22 protein-coding genes and 1 pseudogene are annotated in these 26295 nt (G+C 44.9%); 13 read left to right on the top strand and 10 right to left on the bottom strand.

Features of this window, described 5'->3' with window-relative positions; all coding sequences use genetic code 11:
• Positions 1-25: 25 nt before the first annotated feature.
• Positions 26-997 (bottom strand): D-2-hydroxyacid dehydrogenase, encoded by a 972-nt coding sequence (locus tag VX941_08845; GenBank protein ID MEE2933515.1) that lies wholly within the window; start codon positions 995-997, stop codon positions 26-28.
• On the bottom strand, positions 994-2253 hold the full coding sequence (locus tag VX941_08840) for an MFS transporter (protein ID MEE2933514.1): 1260 nt from the start codon (positions 2251-2253) through the stop codon (positions 994-996). The genes VX941_08845 and VX941_08840 overlap by 4 nt, the downstream gene beginning before the upstream one ends.
• A 250-nt stretch (positions 2254-2503) precedes the next feature.
• On the opposite strand from VX941_08840, the gene VX941_08835 reads away from it, so the two are divergent.
• On the top strand, positions 2504-2926 hold the full coding sequence (locus VX941_08835; protein ID MEE2933513.1) for a hypothetical protein: 423 nt from the start codon (positions 2504-2506) through the stop codon (positions 2924-2926).
• A gap of 17 nt (positions 2927-2943) precedes the next feature.
• Here VX941_08835 and VX941_08830 read toward each other — a convergent pair whose 3' ends face one another.
• Positions 2944-4281 carry an MmgE/PrpD family protein gene (locus tag VX941_08830; GenBank protein MEE2933512.1) on the bottom strand — a complete coding sequence of 446 codons (1338 nt, stop codon included), beginning with the start codon at positions 4279-4281 and terminating at the stop codon, positions 2944-2946.
• A 482-nt stretch (positions 4282-4763) separates the two neighbouring features.
• Between VX941_08830 and VX941_08825 the strand changes: the two genes are divergently transcribed.
• Positions 4764-6284, top strand: coding sequence for a M81 family metallopeptidase (locus VX941_08825; protein MEE2933511.1), 1521 nt, complete (start codon positions 4764-4766; stop codon positions 6282-6284).
• A 38-nt stretch (positions 6285-6322) separates the two neighbouring features.
• Here the strand turns inward: VX941_08825 and VX941_08820 are convergent, their stop codons facing one another.
• Both VX941_08820 and araD read right to left on the bottom strand, forming a co-directional pair.
• A complete protein-coding gene (locus VX941_08820; GenBank protein MEE2933510.1) occupies positions 6323-7129 on the bottom strand; it encodes an HpcH/HpaI aldolase/citrate lyase family protein in 807 nt (268 codons plus the stop codon).
• A gap of 19 nt (positions 7130-7148) precedes the next feature.
• The gene (araD, locus tag VX941_08815; protein MEE2933509.1) at positions 7149-8882 is read right to left on the bottom strand and encodes an L-arabinonate dehydratase; all 1734 of its coding nucleotides are present in this window, start codon (positions 8880-8882) and stop codon (positions 7149-7151) included.
• Between the two features lie 137 nt (positions 8883-9019).
• Here araD and VX941_08810 point away from each other — a divergent pair, with 137 nt between their 5' ends.
• The 3 genes from VX941_08810 to VX941_08800 all read left to right on the top strand — a co-directional run bounded on the left by VX941_08810 (position 9020) and on the right by VX941_08800 (position 11609).
• A complete protein-coding gene (locus VX941_08810; protein MEE2933508.1) occupies positions 9020-9940 on the top strand; it encodes an SDR family oxidoreductase in 921 nt (306 codons plus the stop codon).
• A gap of 173 nt (positions 9941-10113) precedes the next feature.
• Positions 10114-10413, top strand: a complete 300-nt coding sequence (locus VX941_08805; GenBank protein ID MEE2933507.1) for a UxaA family hydrolase — start codon at positions 10114-10116, stop codon at positions 10411-10413.
• 23 nt (positions 10414-10436) lie between these two features.
• The gene (locus VX941_08800) at positions 10437-11609 is read left to right on the top strand and encodes a UxaA family hydrolase (GenBank protein ID MEE2933506.1); all 1173 of its coding nucleotides are present in this window, start codon (positions 10437-10439) and stop codon (positions 11607-11609) included.
• Positions 11610-11808: 199 nt separating this feature from the next.
• Here the strand turns inward: VX941_08800 and VX941_08795 are convergent, their stop codons facing one another.
• Positions 11809-12699 carry a TauD/TfdA family dioxygenase gene (locus tag VX941_08795; GenBank protein ID MEE2933505.1) on the bottom strand — a complete coding sequence of 297 codons (891 nt, stop codon included), beginning with the start codon at positions 12697-12699 and terminating at the stop codon, positions 11809-11811.
• A gap of 138 nt (positions 12700-12837) precedes the next feature.
• Here VX941_08795 and VX941_08790 point away from each other — a divergent pair, with 138 nt between their 5' ends.
• From VX941_08790 to phoB, 8 genes and pseudogenes are all read left to right on the top strand, one after another.
• The gene (locus tag VX941_08790) at positions 12838-14427 is read left to right on the top strand and encodes a rhodanese-like domain-containing protein (protein MEE2933504.1); all 1590 of its coding nucleotides are present in this window, start codon (positions 12838-12840) and stop codon (positions 14425-14427) included.
• A 145-nt stretch (positions 14428-14572) separates the two neighbouring features.
• On the top strand, positions 14573-15754 hold the full coding sequence (locus VX941_08785; protein ID MEE2933503.1) for an enolase C-terminal domain-like protein: 1182 nt from the start codon (positions 14573-14575) through the stop codon (positions 15752-15754).
• Between the two features lie 99 nt (positions 15755-15853).
• On the top strand, positions 15854-16933 hold the full coding sequence (locus VX941_08780) for an ATP-binding protein (protein MEE2933502.1): 1080 nt from the start codon (positions 15854-15856) through the stop codon (positions 16931-16933).
• 150 nt (positions 16934-17083) lie between these two features.
• Entirely contained in the window at positions 17084-18160 is a 1077-nt protein-coding gene (locus VX941_08775) for a PstS family phosphate ABC transporter substrate-binding protein (GenBank protein ID MEE2933501.1), read from the top strand.
• Positions 18161-18230: 70 nt separating this feature from the next.
• Positions 18231-19121 (top strand): annotated as a pseudogene (gene pstC, locus VX941_08770) (phosphate ABC transporter permease subunit PstC).
• Positions 19114-20421 carry a phosphate ABC transporter permease PstA gene (gene pstA, locus VX941_08765; protein ID MEE2933500.1) on the top strand — a complete coding sequence of 436 codons (1308 nt, stop codon included), beginning with the start codon at positions 19114-19116 and terminating at the stop codon, positions 20419-20421. Before pstC ends, pstA begins: the two are co-directional and overlap by 8 nt.
• Positions 20422-20441: 20 nt before the next feature.
• Complete coding sequence (gene pstB / locus VX941_08760) at positions 20442-21290, top strand: phosphate ABC transporter ATP-binding protein PstB (protein MEE2933499.1); 849 nt, start codon at positions 20442-20444, stop codon at positions 21288-21290.
• Positions 21291-21304: 14 nt separating this feature from the next.
• Entirely contained in the window at positions 21305-22000 is a 696-nt protein-coding gene (phoB, locus tag VX941_08755; GenBank protein ID MEE2933498.1) for a phosphate regulon transcriptional regulator PhoB, read from the top strand.
• Positions 22001-22118: 118 nt separating this feature from the next.
• On the opposite strand, the gene VX941_08750 is transcribed toward phoB, so the two are convergent.
• The 4 genes from VX941_08750 to VX941_08735 all read right to left on the bottom strand — a co-directional run bounded on the left by VX941_08750 (position 22119) and on the right by VX941_08735 (position 26196).
• Positions 22119-22757 carry an MSMEG_1061 family FMN-dependent PPOX-type flavoprotein gene (locus tag VX941_08750; protein ID MEE2933497.1) on the bottom strand — a complete coding sequence of 213 codons (639 nt, stop codon included), beginning with the start codon at positions 22755-22757 and terminating at the stop codon, positions 22119-22121.
• Between the two features lie 95 nt (positions 22758-22852).
• The gene (locus VX941_08745; protein MEE2933496.1) at positions 22853-23323 is read right to left on the bottom strand and encodes a hypothetical protein; all 471 of its coding nucleotides are present in this window, start codon (positions 23321-23323) and stop codon (positions 22853-22855) included.
• A gap of 93 nt (positions 23324-23416) precedes the next feature.
• Positions 23417-25525 (bottom strand): acetate--CoA ligase family protein, encoded by a 2109-nt coding sequence (locus VX941_08740; protein MEE2933495.1) that lies wholly within the window; start codon positions 25523-25525, stop codon positions 23417-23419.
• Positions 25522-26196: a flavin reductase family protein gene (locus VX941_08735; protein ID MEE2933494.1), complete on the bottom strand. Its 675-nt coding sequence runs from the start codon at positions 26194-26196 to the stop codon at positions 25522-25524. Before VX941_08735 ends, VX941_08740 begins: the two co-directional genes overlap by 4 nt.
• Positions 26197-26295: the final 99 nt, after the last annotated feature.

Here is a 26295-nt window from a genome sequence, read left to right as displayed (position 1 = left end):
TTTATTGTTGGCAGGTCGTGATAGGTCAGTAACCACGAGATGGATCAACAATGTTCTGGAGTTTCTCATTATTGGTCCACCGCCGCAGATTATCACAGAATAATTCGGTTATCGCGTCTTCCCAATTTACGGCGTCACCAGCGGTGTGAGGAGTGATTATTACATTTTTGGTAGTCCAAAGGGGATTGTTAGACGGCAACGGTTCATCAGCGAAGACATCAAGAGTTGCCCCAGACAGCTTCCCACTTTTAAGCGCCTCTAATAGTGCACATTCGTCTATAACATGACCTCTACCCGTATTAATAAGATAGGCGCCATTTTTTATGGAACAAAAAATATTGTTGTTAAAAAACCCCCGTGTTTCTTCAGTTAGTGGCAGCACATTCAAAATAAAATCTGCCTGACCCAAGGCGTTTTGCAGCTTGCAGTTGCTAATTACCTCCTCAGCATAGGGGCATGGAGACGGACGTTTGCGTACCCCAATAACCTTCAGCCCAATAGCTTGTGCTACACGGCCCACCTCTCTTCCAATTCGTCCATATCCTACGATGACCAGAGTTTGTCCGACGACCGACTGGAGTAATTTTTTATCCCATTTTTTTTGTGACTGACGCTCTGCCATTCGGGGAAAACCTAGTTTCTGATTTAGAATTGACCAGATCGTATATTGGGCCATTATTTCAGCATGGATACCAGATGCATTGGTGACTGTTACGATGGTTGGATCCCATGGCGTCCAATGGTCAACGCCTGCTCCAGATGCCTGTATCCATTTTACGCTCTCACAATTGAGCACTGCTGAACGGGGAAATTGACCTTCCTCTCCTGTTTTAAACGCGAAGAAGACTTCTGGTTTTTCCGTCTTAAGTGATTGGGGAACATCAAAATAATTATCAATTAATGTGAGAGGCAAGTTTGGAAAGTGTGTTTTGATATTTTGAGCAAGTGATTCAGGATTTTTATGCAAAAGTAGGGTTTTAGGTAGTTCCTTTTTCATATGGAGGGTGCCTTCTTTATTTTTAAATTACGAAGCTTGTGGCGTAAGGCGAGAGTGCTCGCAAGTCCTGCTACCGCCATGACAGAAAGCAAGCCAAAGAAATAACGAAACCCATCGATTCCTTTAAAATAATCCAGAAAAAGGCCTGCGATAATATGGGAAAAAATGTCTGGGGTGTAGGCTAGCGTTGACACAATACCCACAGTAATACCGGTAAGAATCACCGGTATTTTACATTCCTCCATTAACGCGAAATAGATCGCTCTGAGAGCAAAAACCATTATCGAGATGACTGCCACTTGTGAAAAAAGAAATTGATATGTGCTAGTGTTTGAAGGTGCGAACAACAACGTGCCGTAAAGCACAATTAACACAAGAAATCCGATTGCTATTCCACGACTTATTCCGATCCGATCGGCTACTATCCCGGCTGCTATTGCTGCCGCCGGGCGCAACCAGTCGCGAAATACTCCTAGTTGAGCTCCAAATAGTTTCGTTTCCCCTAAGCCTCTTTCGACGTATGCCGGAAAATAATATGAACCCGTATAGATGAAGTAGGCAAAAAAAATAATAACGGCTAGCAACCATACTTCTGGAATTCTAGCAGTTTTTTTAATTAAATTTGCTGTATCTCTGGTTCTGTCGTTAGTTCTTGTTGTATTTGTTTCATCTCTTGCGAATATGAGCCAGACTGCAAGCCCTGCCAAGATTGGTGTAATCGAATAAACCCATACGACGGAGTTTAGTCCTGCATGTGGGTCCGCATTGCCATCTGAAAATGCGAATGCTGCAGTGGCTGCCGTTACTATCAAAGCGGCGACAATGCCACGACCACCCTCAAGCAGTCCAAAACTTGTGCCTTGTGTCTCCGGTGTTCCCCATATGCGTGTTGCCTTCAGTAAAGCGGCCCAAAATGTCAGGATAGAGGTTATACCCCAAAAAGCATGTAATATGAGCAATTGTGTGAAACTAGGAATGGTAAGGATAAAAAAACCACCTAACCCAGTAGCGATAAGAGATGTGCTCAATAGAGTTCGAATTGAAAAACGGTCAGCGAGCCAGCCACCTGGGAAATAGCAGGCGAGCGCCAGTATGCCGAACATAGAGCTGAGGAATCCGAGCTCAGTACTCGATATTGTGAAAACTTCTTCAATTGAAGTTTGAAATGTTTTTCGCATGTAGGGCAATAAGAATATGGACTCACCTGCAAGCATCAAGCAGCCCATCGTCAGCCATCTGCGGATTGAGTTAGTCATGTAGGGAGTTTATTCTTCGATGTTTCTACTTGGTCGTCGGTCAAGAAACGTGTGTTAAGAGTCTTTAGCATTAGGATCCGGAGACAATAGTAACTGGCATGAAAAATCGACAACAATATACGCAGAAATCGAAAAGTTTTTTACCATGAAGATTAAATAGAGGATATTATGAAACGGTAATTTAATCAATTCGTCATGGAACCTACTAAGTAAGTTGTCTAACGGAATGTAAGGAGGTTGGATGCATCCTATGGCTAGTGACTCAGTTGTGCGTATGCTTTTATTTGTAACTCTTATGCTTTTGCCCGTCTCTGTGGGCGCTGAGACTTGGAGAAGCGATTGGGGACCTGTTACCGTCAAAGCTGACGGTTCGACTTTCGTAGGTAGGTACAATAATCCTGTGGGAGGTATCGTAGTTATGCAACATAGGGGTAGTGGAAATTACTCTGGATATTGGGCAAGAGCTTGCACCAGCAAAAAACGTTATCAGATTCCTGCGCCGCTTTTTTCAGCTGAAGGCAGCTGCCGTGAACGGCGGAAAAATGCCTATGGAAAAATGACGAACTGTTGGGGGTTAATATCCGGAGCAGTAAATAGTAGTAACACGAGATTTCAGGGGACTTTTATGACCTGTAATGGTAAGCGGCTCGGGCAATGGCGAGGTTGGCGATAAATCCAATATTTTAATTGTTATAGCGTTGCCGTTCTGACAACTTTTGAGGAATCCTGCAAAAAAGCCATATTTCGGCAGATTTCTATTAAGGCTTCTGTTTTTTCTTTACCCAAAATTGGCTGGCAGAGATCCCTAGTTTTGTTATCTAGTGCACTATCTCCAAGTGGATTTTCCAGACTGCCCAATACTTTTTTTATCTCTTTAGATAGTGAGCGCCCATCTTTGGTTGTAATGTGAATTACCATTGCGCTTGCAGCGATGGATGTATCAACCTTAGCATGCACCTTGTCTCTTAGTGCCCGCGTCAATGGATCGTTAACAGCGCTGTTGGAAAATTCTTTCTCGCCACCCTTGCCGTGTTGGAGCGCAACTGCACAAGCATGATGGATGCTGAATTTGCCCTCTAAGCCTGTTTTTGGACTCTTCTTTCCAGTAAGTTCAAGAACTAATGGATTTACTCTTAGATCAACCCGTTCGATCTCATTTGGTAAGAGATTGTGCTCATTCCTTAATTGTACACAACCGTCTATACCGGGATGCACAACAACACCGCATGCATATGGCTTATAGCTATTATCCATAATCAAGAATTTTTTTCCAAGTTCATTGGTTGCAAGGCTAAGGTTGTGTTTGCTCGAAGTTACATTTGCCCAACCTCGTTTTGCTTCTATCCCTTGTTCCGAGCTTGTAAAACCATTCTTGGCAAGCATTGCCGACATTAATCCATTTTTTGCCGCATTACCGATATGAAAGCTTTTGCACATTGAGCCAAACATTTCACGCATTCCGGAGCTTTGTGTCGCTGCCAGTCCGAACGCCCAACGTGTCTGTTTTTCAGAATTTTGAAGCAAGCGACTAGCTGCGGCCGCGGCGCCAAAAATACCGGCAGTGCTAGAAATGTGCCAACCAATATCGTAATGATCTGGCGATACTGCCAAGCCGAGCCGGCATGTAATATCAACTCCAAGAATCAAGGAGTGTATCAATTCCCTCCCATCTATCCTTTTATTTTCAATAAGTGGCATTACTGCCGATAGGACAGGGCCAGCAGGATGAATGGCAGTCGCCAGGTGTGTATCATCAAAATCAAAAACATGACTAGAAATACCATTTGCTAATGCAGCATTCAGTGCATCCGTCCTTTCAGCTCGGCCGAAAATAGACGCATTTCTGTTCGCTGCCGGCATAGTCTGAAGTATTATGTCTACTGATTGGTGCCTGCACCCACCGACAGCTACGGCTACCCAATTTAAAAGTGTGCGGTGTGCTTCGTTGATAACTTCATCGGGTATATCTTCCAGACGTGCTTCGATTACGTGTTCGGCAAGAGCCGCTGTGGTTAGTTTATTATTCATAGTGGTGAATATTTGTTATTTCCGTACTACCGTTGTTTACCAGTGTTGGTTTTTTATTAAAGCTGTATCTTTTATAATCCGAAAAAACATTCGTCGTTTTTCATCCGATTTCTTATGCGGGAATATGCGCAAAGATTTAAGATTGAAAAGTCAGATTAATCATCCAGTTGAACCCGGTTTACTTTTCTATATGCTTTGAGAATGTATTTTTAAGCGTAGGAAAGAAAGTCGTCTTTCGTCACGTTTAAATTAATTACTATCTTTATTGGCTATTCTCAATCCCTGACGTTGTATTGGTTTCAAAGGGAAAATACATTGAAAGTCCCAAATTTAATTACACAATTGTGCATTTTTTGTCTTGATCCCCATTCATCATTTACAAACAATATAAAAAAATTAGGCGACCGTATTTCTCGAGATGGTAAGCTATTTTTAAAAGAACTCGAGCTTCTGAAAAAGTACACAATAGGGGGAGAATTGAGATGCCGAGGATTGCAATAATTTCAATAATGTTGGAGGTAAATTCTTTTTCGCCCGTAACGAAAGAGGAAGATTTTCGAAATTCTTGCTATTTGGTTGGCGAAGAAATACTTGAGGAAGCAGCAAAGGCTGCACCAATCCTCGCTCGGGAAATCAAGCCCTTCATTCAGGCAATGGATGAAAGTGGTGATTGGACCCCAGTGCCGACTGTTTGCACTTACTACGAACCATGGGGGCCGATTGAAGAGGGCTTCTTTAAACGGTATCTTGCGGAGGTCCGATCAATACTAGAAGATGAAAAGCCGTTAGACGGTATTTATATTTGTAATCATGGTGCCATGGCGGCCACCCATGACGAGGACCCAGATGGTGAACTATATGAAATGGTACGCCAAGTGGTCGGGCCTGATATCCCTATAGTCGTAACGGTGGATCTTCATGCAAATATTTCCGAACGCATGATGGATAATGCTGATATTATTATCTCCTATAAGACTAATCCGCATGTCGATCAGCCAGAAAGAGCATTCGAAGCAGCGCATATTTTACGTCGGATGTTAACTGGTGAGCGGTTCTCGAAGAGTCTGCTGCGTTTGCCAATTACGCCACCTTCAGTAAGGCTCTTAACGGGCTCAGAGGGTACTTATGCTGATGCTATCAGAGAAGCGCGAGAAGCAGAGCAGGAAAATGATGGACTAGTAAGCGTATCAGTTGTGGGTTCATTCTCATTTGCAGATTTGTCAAAATGCGGGCTGACCATAATCGCTTATGGTCAAGAGGAAGCAGCGAATGATATCACAAATAAGCTCGCCAGAGATATTTGGGCAAAACGGGACGACTTTCGAGTTGAGTTGACATCTATCGATGAAGCTATTGAAGGAGCTGTAGCCGCCGGTCATTCGGGAGGTACAAAAAAGATTTGTTTAGCTGATGTTGCTGATAACCCCGGTGGCGGAGGCTGTGGCAATACAACAGGTTTACTTTTACCTCTAATAGAATCTGGTGCTGAAAACGTCTGTTTTGGTTTATTTTCAGATCCGGATGTTGCCGCAGAAGCGCATGAGAGGGGGGTGGGTGCTGTATTCGAAGCGGTTTTCAACCGAAAGCCAGCCTATGAATTTACACAAACTTTCGCTAAAGAAGTCGAGGTCTTGCATTTATCGAATGGTTTTGTTGCGGGTCGTCGAGGCTGCCGAGCTGGACGAACAATGAAATTGGGTTTGAGTGCAGCACTGAAGATAGGAGGAATTACTTTGCTCGTAATAAGCAGGCGTATGCAAATGTATGATCCGGCTTTGATCGAAGAGTTTGACCTTGATATCGCCTCATTTTCAACGGTTGCACTTAAATCACGGGGGCATTTTCGTGCAGGATTTGATATATTTTTTGACGAGGATGAAATCTTTGAGGTTGATGCCCCGGGTCTCACGACACCTGTGCTTACACGTTTCGATTGGAAAGGCTTGCCTCGGCCGTGTTATCCCATTGACGAAGACACAACATGGGATCCATTAATTAAATAATGGACTGAATACCCATGTATATGACAGTTTTGAGCTTGTTATTTTTTCTTTTTACGCTTTGACTTACGAGCGCAATATTCTTGGAAACGGTCGGCTAATGCACGCGAAGCATTAGTCAATACGGCCATGTCGGAACCGACTGCAACAAAATTAAAACCCCAATCGATCATTTGTTTTGCTTGAGTTTCATCTCCAGTAAGATACCCGGCCGGTTTGCCTGCTTTTTTACAAGCATTGACGGCCTTTCGTATCATTTTTTGCACGTCTTTTTGGTATGGGTTACCAATATGGCCCATTGAGGCAGAAAGGTCTGATGGGCCCACGAAAATTCCATCCACACCCTTAACTTTACAAATTTCTGGTATGTTTTGCACAGCTTCAACTGTCTCGCATTGAACTATCACGCAAATTTCTTGGTGCGCCTTTAGATAATAATCAGGCGTTGCGCCATAATTATTCATTCGCGCTAAACTCATAACACCTCGAATGCCATCGTTTTGTGGATACCTTGTCGCTGCAACTGCTTGCGCTGCCTCATCCGCATTCTGGATCATTGGAAAAAGAATAGTCTGTGCGCCTATGTCGAGTACTCGTTTAACTATAACCGGTTCATTCCACGGTACGCGCACCATTGGCTCAGCGTGTCCCTGCTGGGCAACTTGCAACTGTGTAAGAACATCCCCAAGTTCGTTTGGAGAATGTTCCATATCGATCACGGTCCAGTCAAATGCCGCAACTTGTGTGAGCATTTCAGCTACCAGTGTGGAACGCAGGCCCGACCATAGCCCGATTTGAAAATCACCGCGGCGGATGGCAGCCTTAAATCTATTTTTCCGAAGCTTCATTTGTTTTCCTTCCTTGTTCTTAGTGATGTAATTCGGGTTCAGGTATTGGATCGGTAGATTGCAAGAAGTCGAAGTCACAGCCTTTATCTGCTTGTTGAATGTGTTGTGAATACATCCAACCATAACCACGGAGATAATGAGGTTTTGGAGGCTTCCACTTAGCGCGACGTTCCGCTAATTCCTTTTCGCTCACCTCCATGTTTAGAGATCGCCCAAAAATATCCAATGTGATCAAATCTCCACTTTCCACTAATGCGAGATTTCCTCCGATGAAAGACTCTGGCGCTACGTGTAAAACACAAGTGCCGTATGAAGTGCCACTCATCCGCGCGTCAGATATGCGGACTATATCGCGCACACCTGCTTGCAATAACTTTTTTGGAATTGGCAGCATGCCCCACTCAGGCATGCCCGGACCACCGACTGGCCCTGCATTTTTCATGACTATAACGCTTTCAGGAGTTACTTTGAGGTTTGGGTCATCAATTCGTTTTAACAGGTCTGGATGGCTTTCAAAGACTACAGCGGGCCCCGTGTGTTGATGAAATTTGGGATCGGCAGCGGTATGTTTGATTACAGCTCCATCCGGGCATAAGTTACCTTTAAGCACGACTAATCCGCCCTCTTTTGACATAGGATTTTCACGACAACGTATAACTTCATCATTATAAACTTTGGCACCTTTTATATTTTCTCCCAAAGTTTTGCCATTTACCGTTAAGGCATCAGTGTGCAAGAGTTCTTTAATTCGATTTAGTAAACCGAGAAGCCCTCCAGAATAATAAAAGTCTTCCATTAGGAATTTACCTGAAGGCTGAATATCAGCGAGTACAGGTGTTATTCGAGAAAGTTCATCAAATTTTTCGAGACCTACACCGAGCCCCAATCTATGCCCGATTGCAAGTAAATGTATGGCGGCATTGGTTGATCCGCCAAGCGCCATAACCGTGGTTATGGCATTTTCCAAGCTTTCCACAGTAATTAATTTTTTTGGACACATATCCTCCCACACCATGTCAACAATACGTTTGCCGCAAGAAGCCGACATTCTGGCGTGATTAGAGTCTGCTGCTGGTATTGAGGCCGCGCCAGGTAGCGTCATGCCAAGAGCCTCTGCGGCTGAGGTCATAGTTGAAGCTGTTCCCATTGTCATACAATGCCCCGGGGATCGGGCTATTCCGTCTTCAGCTTCATACCACTCCTCTTCTGTAATGGTTCCAGCTCGAAGTTCATCCCAAAACCGCCAACTATCGGTGCCACTTCCTAGGAATTGACTTCGATAATTTCCTCTCAGCATTGGCCCTGCCGGTAAATAGATAGCTGGTATATTCATACTTGCTGCTGCCATGAGAAGAGCTGGCGTAGTTTTATCACATCCACCCATTAGAACGGCACCATCAATTGGGTGCGAACGCAGAAGTTCCTCTGCTTCCATAGCTAACATATTGCGATATAGCATGGTGGATGGTTTAACAAATGGTTCAGACAAACTCATCGCTGGCAGCTCAACCGGGAAGCCTCCTGCTTGCCATATGCCGCGTTTAACATCATCAATACGGTACTTAAAGTGTTGGTGGCATTGGTTGATATCAGACCAGGTGTTTATTATTGCAATCGCTGGCTTATCATTGAATTCGTCTGCGCTGTAACCCATCTGCTTTGATCGCGAACGGTGAGTAAATGAACTCAAGGTAATTCCTTTGTACCATCGTTGTGAGCGCAACTGTTCAGGCGTTATTCGTTTTTTTGCCATTATTTTTCTCCCCGGTTTGAACCTACGGTAAGCGGCAAGGACTTGTATTGCAATGGCTTATGGTTGAGATTGCATTGTATTTTTCTGCTTAACAATGGTGGAACTCAAACGGAAACATTGAAAAGGGATTGAGTTTAATGACTGGCATGGTTCAAGACAAGGTAGTCGTCGTAACAGGAGCGGGGCGGGGAATAGGGCGCGGTTTTGCATTGTTGATGGCGGCCGAAGGCGCGCGTGTTGTGGTGAATGATATTGGGGCGGGAGTTGATGGTGAGGGTGTCGATAGTAGTCCTGCAGATGAAGTGGCAAATCTAATTATAGAAAAGGGGGGCGAGGCAGTTGTTTGTTGCGATAGCGTAGACAGCGCCAAGGGAGGTGAACGTATTATCGAGGCGGCACTGGATAATTTTGGTCAAATAGATGCAGTTGTGAATAACGCGGGTATATTACGCGATACTATTTTTCACAAGATGACGGAAGAAGAGTGGTCCTCAGTTATCGGCGTTCACTTAAATGGCACCTTTTTTGTGAGCCGCGCCGCTGCCCCACACTTCAGAAAGCAAAGTTCCGGCTGTTTTGTTCATATGACCTCTACTTCCGGTCTCATAGGCAATGTTGGGCAGGCGAATTATTCTGCAGCCAAAATGGGTATATTAGGGCTTTCGAAGTCCATAGCTCTGGATATGGCCAGATATCAAGTACGGTCGAATTGTATCTCCCCGTTTGCATGGAGCCGGATGATTGGTTCAATCCCTACTAATACCCCAGAGCAATCGGAAAGGGTCGAAAAGCTAAAGCAAATGACGCCGGAAAAAATTGCACCAATGGCAGTTTATTTATGCAGTAAAAAAGCTGATGAGGCCAAGGTGACCGGTCAAATTTTTGGCGTACGTAACAATGAAATTTTCTTGTTTAGCCAGAATAGACCACTCCGCTCCGTTCAGCGCAGTGAGGGGTGGACCCCTGAGCTTATTTCCCAACATGCTATTCCTACTTTTAGCTCGCACTTTTACGAGCTTTCAGTTTCTGCCGAGGTATTCAGCTGGGATCCTGCATAAAAAATAAATTGGAATATTAATGGGTGGGCTGGTCGAATTTTTCGTAAGACCCAGTTTGTCTCGGCCAAGTGGTCGATCTTCTTTGATTTGATTATTTGCACTTTTGTGTGGGTATGGACATATTGAGGAGAATAGGCACTGGTTCTTGCTCATAAAAAGAAAAGGGGGATTTTGTGGCAGATCAAATGGCAGAAAAAGATTTCGGTGGTAACCTTGACGCCTTAATGGTCGATAAGAAAGACAACGTAGCAGTTTGTTTGCATGATGTTGGGAATGGCACACAGGCGTCGGTTCGACTTGGCAAAGACAATATAAGCATTACCTCCAAAGACGATATCCCAAGAGGCCATAAGATCGCTATGCGGGATATCATAAAAGGCGAAAAGATAATTAAATACGGGGAAGTTATTGGACAAGCCACGCTAGATATTTCAAAAGGTCAACATGTCCACGTTCACAACGTCACCGACTGAATAGACGGCAAGGGAGCATATACATGGGTAAAAATGAGTCATTTTTTGGTTTTGAGCGGGATAATGGCAGTGCAGGTGTGCGTAATCGTGTTGGCATAATTTCATTGATGGATAATTCCAACGGGCTGGCATTAAAAATTCACAATAATGTCCGTGAAACCGACTTGGTCACCGATCTTTTCGGAAGAAAAATGATTGGCAGAAATCATGAAATGCGTATGAAAGCCATTCATGGTATGGCAATGAACCCTAATATTTGTGCTGTGGTATTAGTAAGTCTACACAAGCCCTCCACCGATGCTTTTGCTGGCCCAATTGCTGATGCGGGTAAGGATGTGGAATGCATCGCTTTTCAAGAGTATGGAAGCACATTTCGCACAATAGAGGCGGGGACTGTAGCGGCGGCAAAGCTTGTTCGAAAACATTCAACACAGCATCGAGTTGAATTACCTCTTTCTAAGCTAATTTTTGGTTCGGAATGTGGCGGGTCAGATTTTTCAAGCGGACTTTCCGGCAATCCAGCGCTTGGCCACGCCGCGGATATGTTGATGGATGCTGGCGGTACGGTGGTGCTTTCCGAAACAGCAGAAATTATGGGTGCTGAGCATCTACTTGCTGAACGCTCGGTGAACCAAAGCGTTGCAGCTGCAATCGTCCAATCAATTGCTGACATGGAAGAGATGTCAAGAATGGGGGGCGTTGAGGATATACGCAAGACTAATCCCTCGGCTGATAACATCAATGGAGGACTGACTACTCTTGCTGAAAAAGCCCTAGGCGCGGTCAAGAAAGCGGGCACAAAAACTCTACAAGGTGTTGTCGATTACTGTGATCCGGTAGTCCCCAATCCCCCAGGCTTCTACTTCATGAGCACGCCAGCACCTGCCTGTGAGTCGATGACCGGCTTCGCCGCAGGAGGGTGTCAAATCATAGGTTTCAACACCGGGCTTGGCCAGCCATCATCGCATCCCTTCACCCCGACGATAAAAGTTAGCGGTAACCCTTTGACTGCAGAACGTGGATTTGATGATCTTGACGTAGATGTTAGCGATATAATGCGAGGGCAGATGTCAATTGAGGAGGGCGGAGAGAAAATCTTCAACGAACTGATGTCAGTGGCCAATGGTAGGCGCACATTTACTGAATTATTCGATACTGGCCAGTCGACTATTGGCGTTGCAGGTGCGAGTTTCTGATTGGATAGGTCTAAAAAGTTCCAGTCGGGAAAAATGGAAAATCTAAGTTTTGTCCATGATAAAGCGTAACGTCCAAATAACTTTCATCGAGGTTTGTTGCTCGTGTTACAAAAACCTTGGTGCTTGAAAATCGACGATCTCCGGGCAATTTGTCGTTATATCTGGACTGATTGAAAGTGAATATCTAGTCGAAAGTTGGCTAAAAGGGACGGCTGCCAGCAATTTGTGTCCGGTGCATGACACGTCTTTGGTTTTTATCAAATGGATCACGGCGATGCATTACGCATCTGTTATCCCACAGCAGAAGATCGCCTACAGCCCATTGATGACACCAAGCATATTTCTTTTGTGAGGCATGTGCCCAGAGACGGTCGAGAAGATACTCACTTTTTTCATAAGATAGACCCGGTATGTAACTGTAGGGTCGGCGACCTAGGAATAGAGTTTTGCGCTTGGTCTCAGGGTGGGTACGAATTATCGGGTGATGTGGCCCAGGCGTCTTTGTAGGATCTTTTTGATCCAGAAAGCCTGGACGTAAAATGCCAGCACTGTTGCGGCTTTCATCATGCACAGCGCACTTATCATCGATTTCCTTTAACATCTCATCAGAAAGATCATCATAGGCCAGATACATGTTGCTGACGCAAGTATCGCCGCCATCAGGTGGTATTTCTCGAGAATAAAGCGCGCTTCCTGATGGTGGGATCGGCTTGTAGGACATGTCAGTGTGCCACATGGCTTCTGAGTTTCCGAGACTGTGATCAAGCCGTTTGTCATCCATATCGACATTCATCACCTCTATAATCTCAGGATATTTCTCGGTAAGGGGGGTAAACGATGTCCGATTGGGGCTTTGTGGTGTGCCAAAATATGAGGTGAACGCGATATGCTGTTCCGGCGTCAGGTCTTGTTGCCGGAATAGCAGAACCAGATGGGTATGCCAAGCCTGAATGAGGCTTACGATTATCTCAGCTGAGAGTTCTTTGGAAATATCAATATTCCGTATTTCAGCGCCTATAACGGTTGAGCATGGCACGACCTTAAGGTCACCTAATTTATAAGGGCGGGTAGAAACATCACTGTCGGGCATAGCAAATCCATCAAGTTATCAAGACTATTGTATTATTGCTCGATCATCATTACTCCACAAGCTGTTGTGGAGAGCAATATACAATGACCCTCAGACGAGGCAGGCTTTGGCCTAAATATCCGAAAGTAGGTGAATTACATGGAAAAACAATCAAACCATATCGATGCCCAAACTCTGAAGTCATATTTTCATGATGGAGGCGAAGTCGCGTTGTTAGATGCACGTGAGGAAGTACCGTTTGATAGCCGGCACATATTCATGGCCTCCTGTGTGCCAATTGGCAGACTTGAGTGTCTAGTGGATACTTTGGTGCCACGACGAAGTGTGCGTGTGGTTTGGTGTGATGATGGAGAGGGGTATGCACAATTAGCCGCTGAACGAATGTTAGCTCTAGGTTGGTCAGATATTCAAGTTCTGAACGAAGGATTATCGGGGTGGGAAAAAGCGGGCTATCGGATTTACAGCGGAATGCATGTTCCCAGCAAAGCGTTTGCAGAACTAATAGAATGCGATGTTGGGACACCGCATATCTCTGCTGATGAATTGAAGACGATGCTCGACAATAAGTCAGATGTGGTTCTTCTTGATACACGTACCTTTGAGGAATATCACGGAAATAGCATCCCAAATGCAATAAGTGCTCCAGGTGCTGAGCTTGTTTATCGGTTTAAGGACATGGTTCCTTCATCAGAAACCAAGGTTGTCATCAACTGCGGCGGGCGTACGAGAAGTATTATAGGTGCCGAAGCTTTGCGTGTCGCAGGTTACCCGAATGATGTCGTCTCACTTGCTAATGGAACGCAGGGGTGGCACCTCGCTGGCTATGACATAATCGATGGTGCGACTAGAGCTGCTCCGGAAGTATCGGCTAACGGTCTGGCAGGTGCGAAAGATGCAGCTAAACGGGTCGCAAAACAAGCAGGTATAAGGGAAATAGATCTGGCAACTCTTTCGAATTGGCGGAAAGAAAATGAAATAAGAACACTCTACTTATTTGATGTAAGGACCGCGAAAGAATTTGAAGCAGGGCATCTGAAAGGGGCTAAGCATATAGCGGGCGGGCAACTTGTTCAGGAAACAGACCGACATTGTGCAACTTGGGGCGCAAGAGTGGTGCTCATTGATGATACATCTGTGCGAGCTACGTTTACGGCTTATTGGATGAAACAAATGGGCTGGGATGTGGCAACGTTTTCAACAGATGGAAAAGACATCGAAATAGAGACAGGCATATGGTCTTCAAATATACTTGGGTTAGAAGACGCTGAAGTTGATATGATTTCAGTTGCTGAACTGAGGAGCTCAATGGACGCAGGGGCTGTTCAAGTAGTGGACCTTGCTATGAGCAAAGAGTATCTCAATGGGCATATTCCGGGCGCCGCGTTTGCCCTAAGGAGTCAGTTTCCACGTGTAATTGGCGACTTGAGCAATTCTGGCACTCTGGTTCTCACGTCCCCTGACGGTAAGCTAGCGCGGTTAGCCACCGCGCAACTTACACCACCTGCGAAGGCGCTTGCGGGTGGAACCAATGCATGGGTATCTGCTGGCTTTAAAGTGGAAGCTGGGCCTGAAAGAATGTTGAGTGAAGCTCTTGATATTCGTTTGAAGGCCCGGGAGGAGGAGGTGAATAAAGAAGAGGCCATGAAGGCATATTTGAATTGGGAAATTGATTTGGCAGAACAAATGAGAACAGAAGACGATCAACGCTATGACATCATACGTAGATAGTGCGCACAGGGGTTTTTGGTATCATTGTCTGTGGGTTACAGTCTCCAACGTTTTCAGAAACACTGAGCAAATTGTGCGTCTTTGGTTGGGATGGTAGTGTGTTTTAAGAGGCACCGTCTCAAAATGACCCGTATAGGAAAATAATATGACTGATGGCCCTATCATTGAACGAATTGAATTTATTGCCTTCGAAATAAATATCGAGAATATGTCTTCTGATCCAGCTGGGTTTGGGGTGTCATACACGCCTGGGAAAACCGGCACGCACCTTCGGTTTGGGGTTCGTATATATACTGATACAGGTGTAATGGGGGAATATGTTCCAGGCCGAAGCCGTGTCAGGCCCATAATGGCTGCTGCGGAAGCTCTCGCTTCGCGCTTGGTGGGGAAGCCAGCCCTAGCCCGCACCCAGCATTACAACACCATGCGGCGACTTACCAAACATATAGGCGAAGTGGGCATTGGTGCTATCGATATCGCGCTTTGGGATCTTGCAGGAAAGCAATACGGTGCATCCGTCAGCCAGATTTTAGGTGGTTATCGGGAACGACTGCCGGCATATGCTAGCACATTAGGCGGTGATGAAGAAGCGAATGGGCTGTCTAGTCCAGAGGCTTACGCGGACTTTGCCGAACAATGTTATGAAATGGGTTATCGCGCTTACAAAATGCATGGTTGGCATGAGGGTAACGTCGCTCGGGAAACCGCATTACTTGAAACAGTGGCAAAACGCGTCGGTGACAAGATGAAGATTATGTATGATGCTTCTAATCATTTGGCAACATTAGCGGATGCTATCGAAATTGGCCGGGTATGTGATGCATGCGGCTTGTATTGGTATGAGGACCCCTACGGTGATGGTGGAATTTCAATTCGAGGCCATCAATCTTTAAAAAGTTTCGTAAAAACTCCGGTCTTAATTACGGAGCACATTCGAAACCTGGAAACGACTGTTGACATGCTTGTTGCTGGAGCCACAGATTTCGCGAGGGCAGACCCAGATTATGACGGTGGCATAACCGCTTGTTATAAGCTCGCGAATGCGGCAGAGGGGCTGGGCATAGACACTGAAGTGCATAGCTGTGGACCCGCTATGAGACAACTGATGGCCGCCTGCCGCAATTCAAATTTCTACGAAGTAAACTTGGTTCATCCAAAAATGTCCAATGCATGGTCTTTGCCATACTATGAAAACGGTTATCACGACCAATTAGACTGTATAGAGCCAGATGGAACAGTGGGTGTGCCGAGCCTTCCTGGAATGGGTGTAGAGTACGATTGGGATGCAATAGAGGCATCTTCAATTGAGACACGTGTAGTAAAATAGGTCCCCGTAAAAAATAATCCGCGTGGGTTTTTCTCAAAAATAAATTAGTCAATTTGATTTAATGTAAATGCATAACGGGTCTGTTAGATTAATTAAATTATGAGCCTAAAATCTCAAAATGAACAGATGGGGCCGCCATTGGATGCTAGTATTCTAGATGGCCTTCCAGACCCAGTATTTTTGGTCGATGTCAAACATGTGGTCGTTAATTTCAATCGAGCTGCGAAAGAGTTGTTGGGTGCTGATTTGTCGAGTTCTAGTCTCGACGACTTGCTGAATAGTGAACATATCGCCGGTGCAATTGATGAGACATTGAAAGGGAATCCCGGAATTCGTAGGGAAGTTTTTCTGCCGCATCCGATAGGGCGATATTACGAGTTGAACATTTGGAGGCTTCCTGACTTGAAATCAGCTGGCTCATGTTGGGCAATGCTGGTCCTTCACGACATAACGGAGACAAAGAAGGCATCCCAAATGCGCGCAGACTTCGTAGCAAATGTTAGTCATGAATTGCGTTCACCGCTATCTGCTTTACTGGGTTTTATCGAAACCCTTCGAGGGCCGGCTGCAGATGATCCTGAAGCATCAGCCCGTTTTCTATCTATTATGGAAAACGAAGCTAAGCGAATGGCTCGTCTTATCGACGATTTGTTAGCTCTGTCCAAAGTGGAAACAGATGAGCATATCCGACCTGAACAGATAGTCGATTTGTCATCAATTTTGGGGCAGGTGGGTGATATTTTATTGGTAAATGCCAAAGAGCGTGGCATGGAGATTCGCGTAAGTCTGTGCGATGACTTGCCGAAGGTTCTTGGTGATGCGGATGAATTAACGCAAGTTTTTCAGAATTTAGTTGGCAACGCGATTTACTACGGTCGTCCGAACACTCAAATTTTAGTTGGAGCAAGTAAATGTATTATGCCCGATGCCGGTGAATCTGATGCTCTTGGTGTTGCTGTATCGATAACAAACGAAGGTGAAGGTATACCACCTGAACATATTCCGAGATTAACGGAGCGTTTTTACAGAGTAGACAAAGGGAGGTCCCGTGATATGGGGGGGACTGGTTTGGGTTTAGCTATCGTAAAACACATTCTCGTGCGTCATAGGGGCCATTTGGGAATAGAATCAGAGTTAGGCGCTGAAACACGTTTTACTGTTTCGCTACTGAGTATTTAAAATATAAAATACACAAAAAACAACGCGTTATATTACGAACGCCTGCTGTAACAAAACCTTAACATAATTGTAATAAGACCATCTTAATGAACCGATAGAAGGAGGTTGACCGGGTATTTTTGCCCGCAACATTAAGAGGGTTATATATAGATGTTAGGTAAGTTTTGGTTGCCCCTTGTGGCCATAGTTTTTGGTTTAAACTGTGTCTCTACAGCGGCGGAACAAATTAAAATTGTTGGTTCATCCACCGTGTATCCGTTTTCAACCACTGTGGCCGAACAATTCGGTAAATCCACTAAGTTTAAGACGCCGATCGTTGAAAGTACTGGGTCTGGCGGAGGTCTGAAGCTCTTTTGCAAAGGTATCGGAAAGAAGCATCCTGACATTACCAACGCATCGAGACGTATCAAGAAATCTGAGGTTAAGCGATGTGCCGAAAATGGCATTAAAGAAATAGTTGAAGTCAAAGTGGGTTATGATGGGATCGCTATGGCCAATTCAAAAAAGGCGCAAAAGCTAGCCTTAACCCGCAAAGATATTTTCCTGGCGCTGGCGAAAGATGTTCCGGATGGAAAGGGTAAGCTAAAGGCTAATCCATACGAGACTTGGAAAGATGTAAATTCATCTTTACCAGCTGTAAAAATTGAAGTTATCGGACCACCGCCAACTTCAGGTACCCGCGATGCTTTTGTAGAATTAGCAATGGAAGGTGGTTGCAAGTCCTTTGAGTGGATTAAGGGTATTAAAAAGGCTTCAAAGAAGGCCAAAAAAGCCGGTAATAAGACCGAAGCAAAGGCCTTAAAAAAGAAATATAAGGCTATTTGCCATTCAGTGCGTGAAGATGGCCATTATATTGAGGCAGGTGAGAATGATAATCTGATCGTCCAAAAACTCGACGCCAATCCTAAAGCGCTTGGAATTTTTGGATATAGTTTCCTTGATCAAAATTCTGACAAAGTACAAGGAAGCACCATCGACGGCAAAGATCCTACCTTCGAAAACATTGCAACTGGAAAATATAAAGTATCCCGCCCATTATACTTCTATGTAAAAAAAGCGCATGTCGGCAAAGTTGCTGGAATAGAGGAGTTTATTGCTGAATTCACAAGTGAGAAGGCTTGGGGGCCAGATGGTTATTTGATCGACAAGGGGATGATACCGATGTCGTCAAAAGAAAGAAAAACTTTCAAATCAGCGGTTAAGAACCTTGTTCCTCTCAGCATGTAAGCAAAGATTAAATGTGGCTCGGATATTTAAGGTATCCGAGCTCATCCCCCGTGCTCTTTTTGAGCGCGGGGTTGTTTTTGTTCTGATCTGTGCATCAACAGTAGCTGTTTTGATCACGGTCGGGATATTTCTATCATTGATCTTTGAAACGATCTTATTTTTTCAAAAAGTACCAATTGTTGATTTTCTGTTCGGTCTACATTGGTCCCCGCAGACAGCAATTAGGGAGGACCAAGTTGGTGCGGCTGGGGCATTTGGTGCCTTGCCATTGTTGGCGGGAACATTTTTGATAAGTGCGGTTGCGTTAACGGTGTCTGGCCCCATCGGATTGATGGCTGCAATTTATCTTTCTGAGTATGCAGGCAAGGGTTTTCGCGATTTTATAAAACCTTCCCTAGAGGTCCTGGCAGGTATTCCAACTGTAGTGTATGGATTTTTTGCTGCCTTGGTTGTTGCCCCATTGTTGAGGGACTCTGGTGCGGCATTTGGAGTAAGCATATCCTCCGAAAGCGCGCTTGCTGCCGGTTTGGTTATGGGGATCATGACTATCCCATTCGTCTCCTCCATTTCTGATGACGCAATAACAGCAGTGCCGAATTCTCTTCGAGAGGGTGCGCTTGCACTTGGGTCTACTAAATCTGAGGCTGTACGCAAAGTAATACTTCGGGCTGCATTACCTGGTATTACTGGGGGGATGTTACTAGCTGCTTCAAGGGTTATCGGTGAAACAATGATTGTTGTAATGGCTGCAGGGTTAACCGCTAATTTGACAATCAACCCTTTTGAAGCCGTTACGACTGTCACAGTTCAGATTGTTACACTTCTGACTGGAGACCAAGAATTTGATAGTGCCAAAACCTTAGCCGCTTTTGCGCTAGGATTACTATTATTTTTGATCACTCTGCTCATCAACGTTACAGCACTCGCAATTGTAAAACGTTATCGCGAACGCTATGAGTAAGGGGACCGGACTTTTGATAGACCATTCAATTTTGCAAGAGCGTGTGCAAGTTCAGTTGAGGCAGCGGCATCGTGCTGAGCAACGCTTTAAGGTCTACGGCATTTTGTCGATCAGTCTCGCTGTAGTCTTCATTGCGGTGCTTTTTGCAACAATAGTAAATACCGGTAGCAGTGCTTTTAAACAAACAAAAATCCTTCTGCAGGTCGATCTAGGGGGCGATCAATTTGGTGACAACATCCCACCAAAAGAAAAGGATATTGAGGCAGCGAATTTTCATTTATTGACCAAGCGGGCTATTTACAAAGCTTTCCCAACTGTTACGTCACGGGGAGGCAAGCGACAACTCTACAGGCTCCTGAGCTCAGGAGCTCCATTTCAGCTAAAAGACATCGTAAAAGAAAGCCCGGATGTCGTCGGCAAGACCATTAAGGTTTGGGTCACCGCATCAGATGATGTTGACATGGTTATTAAAGGCAAAGTTCCCCGTGACGCTGGCCCAGATCTTCGGCGGCTAACTAATCAGCAAATGGGTTGGTTGAGAGAACTAGAAAAAGCTGGCGCGCTCACAACAAAATTCAACACCACCCTATTTTTGTCTGGCGATTCTCGTGAACCAGAACTGGCAGGAATCGGGGGCGCGTTAGTAGGTTCTTTTCTAAGTATCTTGGTCTGCATTGCCTTGGCGTTACCAATTGGTGTTATGAGTGCGGTTTACCTTGAAGAGTTCGCGCCGAAGAATCGTTATACAGATCTCATTGAAGTAAATATAAATAATTTGGCCGCTGTGCCCTCAATCGTTTTCGGTCTTTTGGGTCTTGCTATCTTTCTTAATATGTTCGATTTGCCGAGATCTGCGCCACTAGTAGGGGGCATGGTTTTGTCCCTCATGACGCTGCCTACTATAATTATTGCATCGCGTGCATCTATTAAGGCTGTGCCGCCTTCAATACGAGAAGCAGCAACGGCACTGGGTGCAAGTCGGGTCCAGGTTGCATTCCACCATGTGGTCCCTCTTGCCAGGCCAGGTATCATGTCGGGTACTGTGATTGGCGTAGCCCAAGCCTTGGGCGAAACTGCCCCGCTTCTGATGATCGGCATGGTGGCGTTCGTTGTGGATATACCTGGCAGCATTTTGGATGCTGCGACAGCACTGCCTGTGCAGGTTTTTCTTTGGTCAGACATTCCTGAACGAGCTTTTTCTGAGCGTACCGCAGCCGCAATACTCATCCTGCTCGCATTTACAATACTAATGAACCTAACCGCAGTCATTCTCCGTCGAAAATTTGAAACAAGTTGGTAGAAGAAGGGATATTATAAAATATGGCAGATATAGCATCGCCCAGTATAGAAACGAATACCGATGTTGCTTTCATCGGCCTTTACAAACCTTTCGCGGAGTGTGAAGCTGCTAGCCGGATAAAGTTAGCAGCAAAAAATCTAAATCTTTTTTATTCGGGGAAACAGGCTCTCCACGATGTAAATATCGATATCGCGGCCAAGCAAGTGACTGCCTTGATTGGACCATCTGGTTGCGGGAAATCGTCTTTCATTCGTTGTTTTAATCGGATGAATGATTTGATCGACGGCTGTAAAGTGGATGGCGAAGTGGTACTTGACGGCACCGATATATATAGCCCTGACCAAGACGTAGTGGCCCTACGTTCCCGGGTCGGTATGGTATTCCAAAAGCCAAACCCATTCCCTAAATCTATTTTTGATAATGTTGCATATGGTCCTCGCATTCTTGGGATGGCGGACAGTAAGTCGGAGATGGATGATATAGTCAAAACGAGCCTAACAAGTGCGGGTCTTTATGATGAGGTGAAAAGTCGATTAGATGCACCTGGTTTGAGCCTTTCCGGTGGCCAGCAACAACGTCTTTGTATAGCACGAGCGATTGCAGTTAGACCTGAAGTTTTGCTTATGGACGAGCCCTGTTCCGCGCTGGATCCAATTGCAACCTCCAAAATAGAGGCACTTATTCAGGAGTTGAGAGAAGATTACACAATAGTCATAGTTACTCACTCTATGCAGCAGGCGCGTCGGGTATCAGACCAAACCGCATATTTTCATCTTGGCAGGCTTGTTGAGCATGGAGAAACAGGGCGTGTTTTTGACCATCCCGAAGATGAGCGTCTTCGCGATTATGTAATGGGGCGTATTGGTTAGAGATAGGCAGAAAAATGACTAAACCTCTCATTCTGATCGTTGAGGACGAGCCGCCACTCGCGGAGATGTTGCGTTATAATTTAGAGAAATCCGATTTTTCTACTCGCATAGCAATAACTGGGGAAGAAGCATTTCATTGGATTGAGGTAGAAATACCCGATCTTGCCATTGTTGATTGGATGCTGCCAGATTCATCAGGCATTGATTTCTGCAGAGCTGTGCGCAAGAGATCTGATACCCGACATCTGCCTATAATAATGTTAACTGCACGCGGTGAGGAGTCTGATCGTGTAATGGGACTAGAGGCAGGTGCTGATGATTATGTAATCAAGCCATATTCGCCACGAGAAATGATAGCCCGTGTTCAGGCACAGTTACGTCGAAATTCCTATCATGGGTCATCAAGTCATATGATGTTTGCAGATGTGGATCTTGACTTGGATCAGCGCCGTGTAACTCGAGGCGGAAATGCGGTGCATTTAAGTCCAACATGTTTTAAATTGTTGGAAACACTTATGCAGCGCCCGGGCTACGTTTACAGTCGGGAACGACTACTCAGTCGGGTTTGGGGCAGCGACGTTTATGTAGAACTCCGAACTGTGGACGTTCACATTCGTCGGTTGCGTGAAGCGCTCCAGTCTGGGGGAGGTCCCGACTTGATCCGCACTGTTCGTGGAACTGGGTATGCGCTCGATGAAATAAAATCCTAGGGCATGAGGTCTATGCTTATTTGTTCGATCGAGGGCCTCTTGGTTTACAAGGTGCTTTTGTCTGATGTTAAATAAAAACGGCACCAAAATCTGATTGCTGACTAATTGGCGGCAAAAATCAGTACAGTTCTTTCGGAAGACGCTCCTTGTAATCTTCAACGTATTGTTTAGCGTAAGCTTCATCCCCTCCATCGCGGAAAGCGGCGAAAGTACCGTGGTTTGGGACATTCTCTGGGTGGCCTTGGCCAGCTTCCGACCAGAGGTCGGCGCGGATAAAAGCTTTAGGGCAATGGCTAAACGCTTCCTCCACTTTTACGACAAGGACAGTCTTTGGCGGCCTATCATTGACCAGAAAACGTTGAAGTAACTCAGGTGCATTACTAATATGAGCCGTGCCGTTAACCCGGTAAGTTGAATTGTTGCCTGGGACTAAAAAGATGATACCGATCTTTGGATTTTCAATAAGATTGGTAATCCCATCAATGCGATTATTGCCAGGCCTGTCGGGTATTAATAAGGTCTTTTCATCTAAGATATGAACAAATCCTGGTTGGTCACCTTTTGGCGAAACATCAACGCCATTAGAATTAGCTGTCGCTATCATAATCATTGGTGAAGCCTTTATCATGGCTTGCCCTGGTTCCGTTACGTGGTCGGTTTGCTTGCGGATAGCAGTATCTTTTGGAGTTTTATAAATCGTGCGTAATTTTTCTACGGTGTCGAGTTTATAGGTGTTGTTAACTTCGGAAACGTTCATTGTTCAGCTGCCATATAATTTAAATATGCCACATGTTAGAGCGATTGGAGATTTTATAATATGGAAATATGCTCTTCTATTGTTGTCAAAAAACATCATTTGAATGCCTTTAGGTAAGAAATAATATCCTCGAGGTCCCTTGTGCTTACGCGTCTTCCCCTATTATGTGTTGTGTAGGGGGCACATTCTGGGTGTCGCGTGCTTGTCTGATAAGAAACGCATTCATTTTTTAAAAACTTTTTCCGATAGTAATCAAACCATGAGCCGTCGCGTTTATTTATAAATTGTCTCAGTAAATCTGGTGTCCATCGTACTCCATGCTTCTTCAGAAGCAATAAATGAGACGAATATTGTGTATCAGAGCGTGCCGCAACTTCGCGACCCATGACGTGGCGAATATGTGGGCCGATTTCTTCAGACTCCTGCCTCAGGCTTACGGAATGACAGAAAGAGCACTTTTTACTAAAATACCATTTGCCCTTCCATCGATTCCCGGCGTCCGCGCTGCCGTGGGTTATCGTCATTATAAAAGCGATTATGACGATAATATTTTGATATTGTTTCATTGGGTTTTTAAGGTGTATCACATTAGGATGAGATAATTTTTAGGCTCATTTACAGCAACTAAAGGTTCAAAGTTCTCGCTGTGTTGACGGGTTTTAATTTGCATATCGAGTTATTATTACAGCGTCCAATGCCAATAAGCCCTTTTTTAAAACACGAAGCGGATTTATTTCTATTGTTTGTAAGATATCCCTATGGGCGTATGCATAGTTGGAAAGTTGTGCAATAACTTTAGCTAGTGATTGTAAGTCTACTGGCGCTGTCCCGCGCGCTCCAGATAAAACTTGAAAACCCCTAATTTTTATTACCATCTCCATTGCCGTTGCCTCGTCGAGAGGCGCTAGCTTAAATGCTATATCTTCAATAGCTTCTGCAAACAAACCACCCAGTCCAAACATAACCACTGGACCAAAAAGAGGGTCATTCTGAATACCCAAAATTGTTTCAACACCTTCATCGACCATTTCACTTATTAACACTCCGTCAATTGTGGCTTTAGGCACTGCAGCTTTGGAATTATTCATTATTTTTTCAAAAGCATCACCAACCATTTCAGCACCAGAAATACCAAGTTTTACGCCACCAATATCTGTTTTGTGCACAATATCGGTTGATACTATCTTGAGTGCGACAGATTTGTTGATGTCTCTGGCGGCGGAAATCGCTTCAGCCTTCGTATTTACCAAGATCTCTTTTGGTGATCTAATTCCCAGTTGCGCGAGAATTAATTTTGCAGCAACCTCGTTTACTCTGCCTTTAGGTAGCGTAGCGGCTTTTACCTTAATCGCAGATTTTGTTTTTTTACTGGCAAAACCGGTCCCAATAGCGCTTACAGCAGCAATAGCATTTACAGCACTTGTAGGGTCTTCAAGTACCGGGATGTTACACTCTTCAATTTTTCTTCTGTTCTTTGCTGGGCCCATAGCACAAAACATAAAAAGACGATCAGGAAATTCTCTCCTGACAGGCAGAAGTGCTTCGATAATCTTAGCAGTCAAGGAGTTGGAATAAAGTAAGGAGGAGAAGAATACTATCACGCTGTCGTATCCACCTTCTTCAAAAATCGCCCGGACATATTCTGTTATTGTTGGAAATTCATTGTATACCTGAGCTGTGAAATCGACAGGGTTCTGGGGTCCGGCAAAAGGAATAATTTTTTTAAGTCTTTCTTGTGTGGCCTTCGGCATTTTCGGCATGTTAAGACCTGCATCTGCAGCAGCATCCGCCATTAAAACGCCTGCTCCACCCGAGATTGTTGCGACTGCAAGTTTATTTCCCGCCGGCAATATGCCAAAACTCAGCAGATAGGCAACGTCAATTAATTCCGCCGCTGTGTTAACGCGATGAACATTGAATTCTGCGAAGACAGCATCATAAACTTCGTCAACGCCGGCTAGCGAGGCGGTGTGAGAAAGGGCGGCTTTGGCACCCAAGTGGGTTCTGCCCACTTTTTGAACAACTACTGGCTTAGATGCTTCAAATGCCATACCTAAAGCTGCCTTAAGTCTCTCTCCATCCTGACAGCCCTCCATATAAACGGCAATAACTTTAGTCTCTTGGTGCTGGGCAAGGTAAGCAATGCAGTCGGCTACGTCGACGTCGACCTCATTGCCTGTAGTTATCATGTAGGTAAAGCCTAGCCCGCGTTCGCGACCCAGAACAAAACAATGGCTTCCAAATGCACCAGACTGGCTCACCAAGCCAATATTTCCGACCTGTGGTTCGCCATGCAGAATGGATGTTGAGAAGGTCGCGTAATAACGAAATTTTGTATTGAAATACCCTAAGCAATTGGGCCCTAAAATTCGTATCCCATAATTTTCAGCAATTGCTCTTAGACGGTTTTGTTTATCTTTTCCATCTTTGTCCATTTCCGCAAATCCAGATGTGAATGCGCATATTGATTTGACTCCTGCAGCAGCACATTCTTCCGCTATTTCAACCGCAATTTTCGCAGGCACTGCCATGATTGCGACGTCTATTTCTTTTCCGATATCACCAATCCTCGCATGTGCATCAAGGCCTTGTATTTTCCTATGTTTTGGATTGATAGGGAAAATGTCGCCGGAGTAACCGTAACGCTGCATATACCTAATTGGCATGCCGCCTATTCTGCTCTCATCTTGAGAGGCCCCTATAATTGCGACTGTGCGGGGATTTAACAAAGGCTCCAGACTTGCTACTGGGGCTCTAGGTTTATTCATGTGGATGTTTTGATCTTGTAAGGTTTGTCACCCAGGACTTTCCGTCCCAACGCAAGATCATCAGGTCGTTTCATGGAAAAGGTCTTTTCGACAGATGTATAATCCATGTAACCCAAACGAGCGAGCGGGTTATACCGCGTAACGTCAACTTGACCATCTACGATAATGTCGTCGTTAATATGAATACCTACGACATGACCAAAGACAACACCATGCTTAAACTTAGGATTGTTGGTTGGTAAATCGATTGTTTTCCAATACTCACATTCTAAATGAGCCGGGGCTTCTTTTACCCGAGGTGGTTTAACTTTTTCTGAGGGCTCCGGCGTTAGTCCGGCCATTTCGAGTTCGTTTACATCTTTTGGTACATGTTTGGCTGTTAAATTCATAGCATCGGCCAACTCTGTTGAGACGATATTACAGACAAATTCGCCAGTTTCTTCGGCGTTTCGCCAGCTATGCTTCATAGGATCATCTTTCAAGCCACTTGATGAAAACATTACATAACAGGGGAAATACGAGACAGCATTAAAGAAGCTGTAGGGCGCAAGGTTGACGACGCCATCTGCACCTAGAGTGGTGATCCATCCAATAGGTCGTGGAGAAACGAGTGCTTTAAAAGGGTCATGGGGCAGGCCGTGATCTCCTTTAACGTCCGGATCGTAGTACATATTATATGTCCTAGTTGGTAGTTTCTAATTGCAAGCATAAACTAGCCGTATGGTGCTGAAAACAAAAGGTTAGAAAAACTTACTTGCAATAAGTCACAA

It is taken from the genome of Pseudomonadota bacterium (assembly GCA_036339585.1).
Taxonomy (GTDB): domain Bacteria; phylum Pseudomonadota; class Alphaproteobacteria; order UBA8366; family UBA8366; genus UBA8366.
Note: the sequence above shows the minus strand (reverse complement) of the source record. Positions and strands in the feature narration are given on the sequence as shown.

Coding starts and splice junctions, on each gene's coding strand:
- VX941_08845 (MEE2933515.1), bottom strand. CDS start 997: ATGAAAAAGGAACTACCTAAAACCCTACTTTTGCATAAAAATCCTGAA.
- VX941_08840 (MEE2933514.1), bottom strand. CDS start 2,253: ATGACTAACTCAATCCGCAGATGGCTGACGATGGGCTGCTTGATGCTT.
- VX941_08835 (MEE2933513.1), top strand. CDS start 2,504: ATGGCTAGTGACTCAGTTGTGCGTATGCTTTTATTTGTAACTCTTATG.
- VX941_08830 (MEE2933512.1), bottom strand. CDS start 4,281: ATGAATAATAAACTAACCACAGCGGCTCTTGCCGAACACGTAATCGAA.
- VX941_08825 (MEE2933511.1), top strand. CDS start 4,764: ATGCCGAGGATTGCAATAATTTCAATAATGTTGGAGGTAAATTCTTTT.
- VX941_08820 (MEE2933510.1), bottom strand. CDS start 7,129: ATGAAGCTTCGGAAAAATAGATTTAAGGCTGCCATCCGCCGCGGTGAT.
- araD (MEE2933509.1), bottom strand. CDS start 8,882: ATGGCAAAAAAACGAATAACGCCTGAACAGTTGCGCTCACAACGATGG.
- VX941_08810 (MEE2933508.1), top strand. CDS start 9,020: ATGACTGGCATGGTTCAAGACAAGGTAGTCGTCGTAACAGGAGCGGGG.
- VX941_08800 (MEE2933506.1), top strand. CDS start 10,437: ATGGGTAAAAATGAGTCATTTTTTGGTTTTGAGCGGGATAATGGCAGT.
- VX941_08795 (MEE2933505.1), bottom strand. CDS start 12,699: ATGCCCGACAGTGATGTTTCTACCCGCCCTTATAAATTAGGTGACCTT.
- VX941_08790 (MEE2933504.1), top strand. CDS start 12,838: ATGGAAAAACAATCAAACCATATCGATGCCCAAACTCTGAAGTCATAT.
- VX941_08785 (MEE2933503.1), top strand. CDS start 14,573: ATGACTGATGGCCCTATCATTGAACGAATTGAATTTATTGCCTTCGAA.
- VX941_08780 (MEE2933502.1), top strand. CDS start 15,854: ATGAGCCTAAAATCTCAAAATGAACAGATGGGGCCGCCATTGGATGCT.
- VX941_08775 (MEE2933501.1), top strand. CDS start 17,084: ATGTTAGGTAAGTTTTGGTTGCCCCTTGTGGCCATAGTTTTTGGTTTA.
- pstA (MEE2933500.1), top strand. CDS start 19,114: ATGAGTAAGGGGACCGGACTTTTGATAGACCATTCAATTTTGCAAGAG.
- pstB (MEE2933499.1), top strand. CDS start 20,442: ATGGCAGATATAGCATCGCCCAGTATAGAAACGAATACCGATGTTGCT.
- phoB (MEE2933498.1), top strand. CDS start 21,305: ATGACTAAACCTCTCATTCTGATCGTTGAGGACGAGCCGCCACTCGCG.
- VX941_08750 (MEE2933497.1), bottom strand. CDS start 22,757: ATGAACGTTTCCGAAGTTAACAACACCTATAAACTCGACACCGTAGAA.
- VX941_08745 (MEE2933496.1), bottom strand. CDS start 23,323: ATGAAACAATATCAAAATATTATCGTCATAATCGCTTTTATAATGACG.
- VX941_08740 (MEE2933495.1), bottom strand. CDS start 25,525: ATGAATAAACCTAGAGCCCCAGTAGCAAGTCTGGAGCCTTTGTTAAAT.
- VX941_08735 (MEE2933494.1), bottom strand. CDS start 26,196: ATGTACTACGATCCGGACGTTAAAGGAGATCACGGCCTGCCCCATGAC.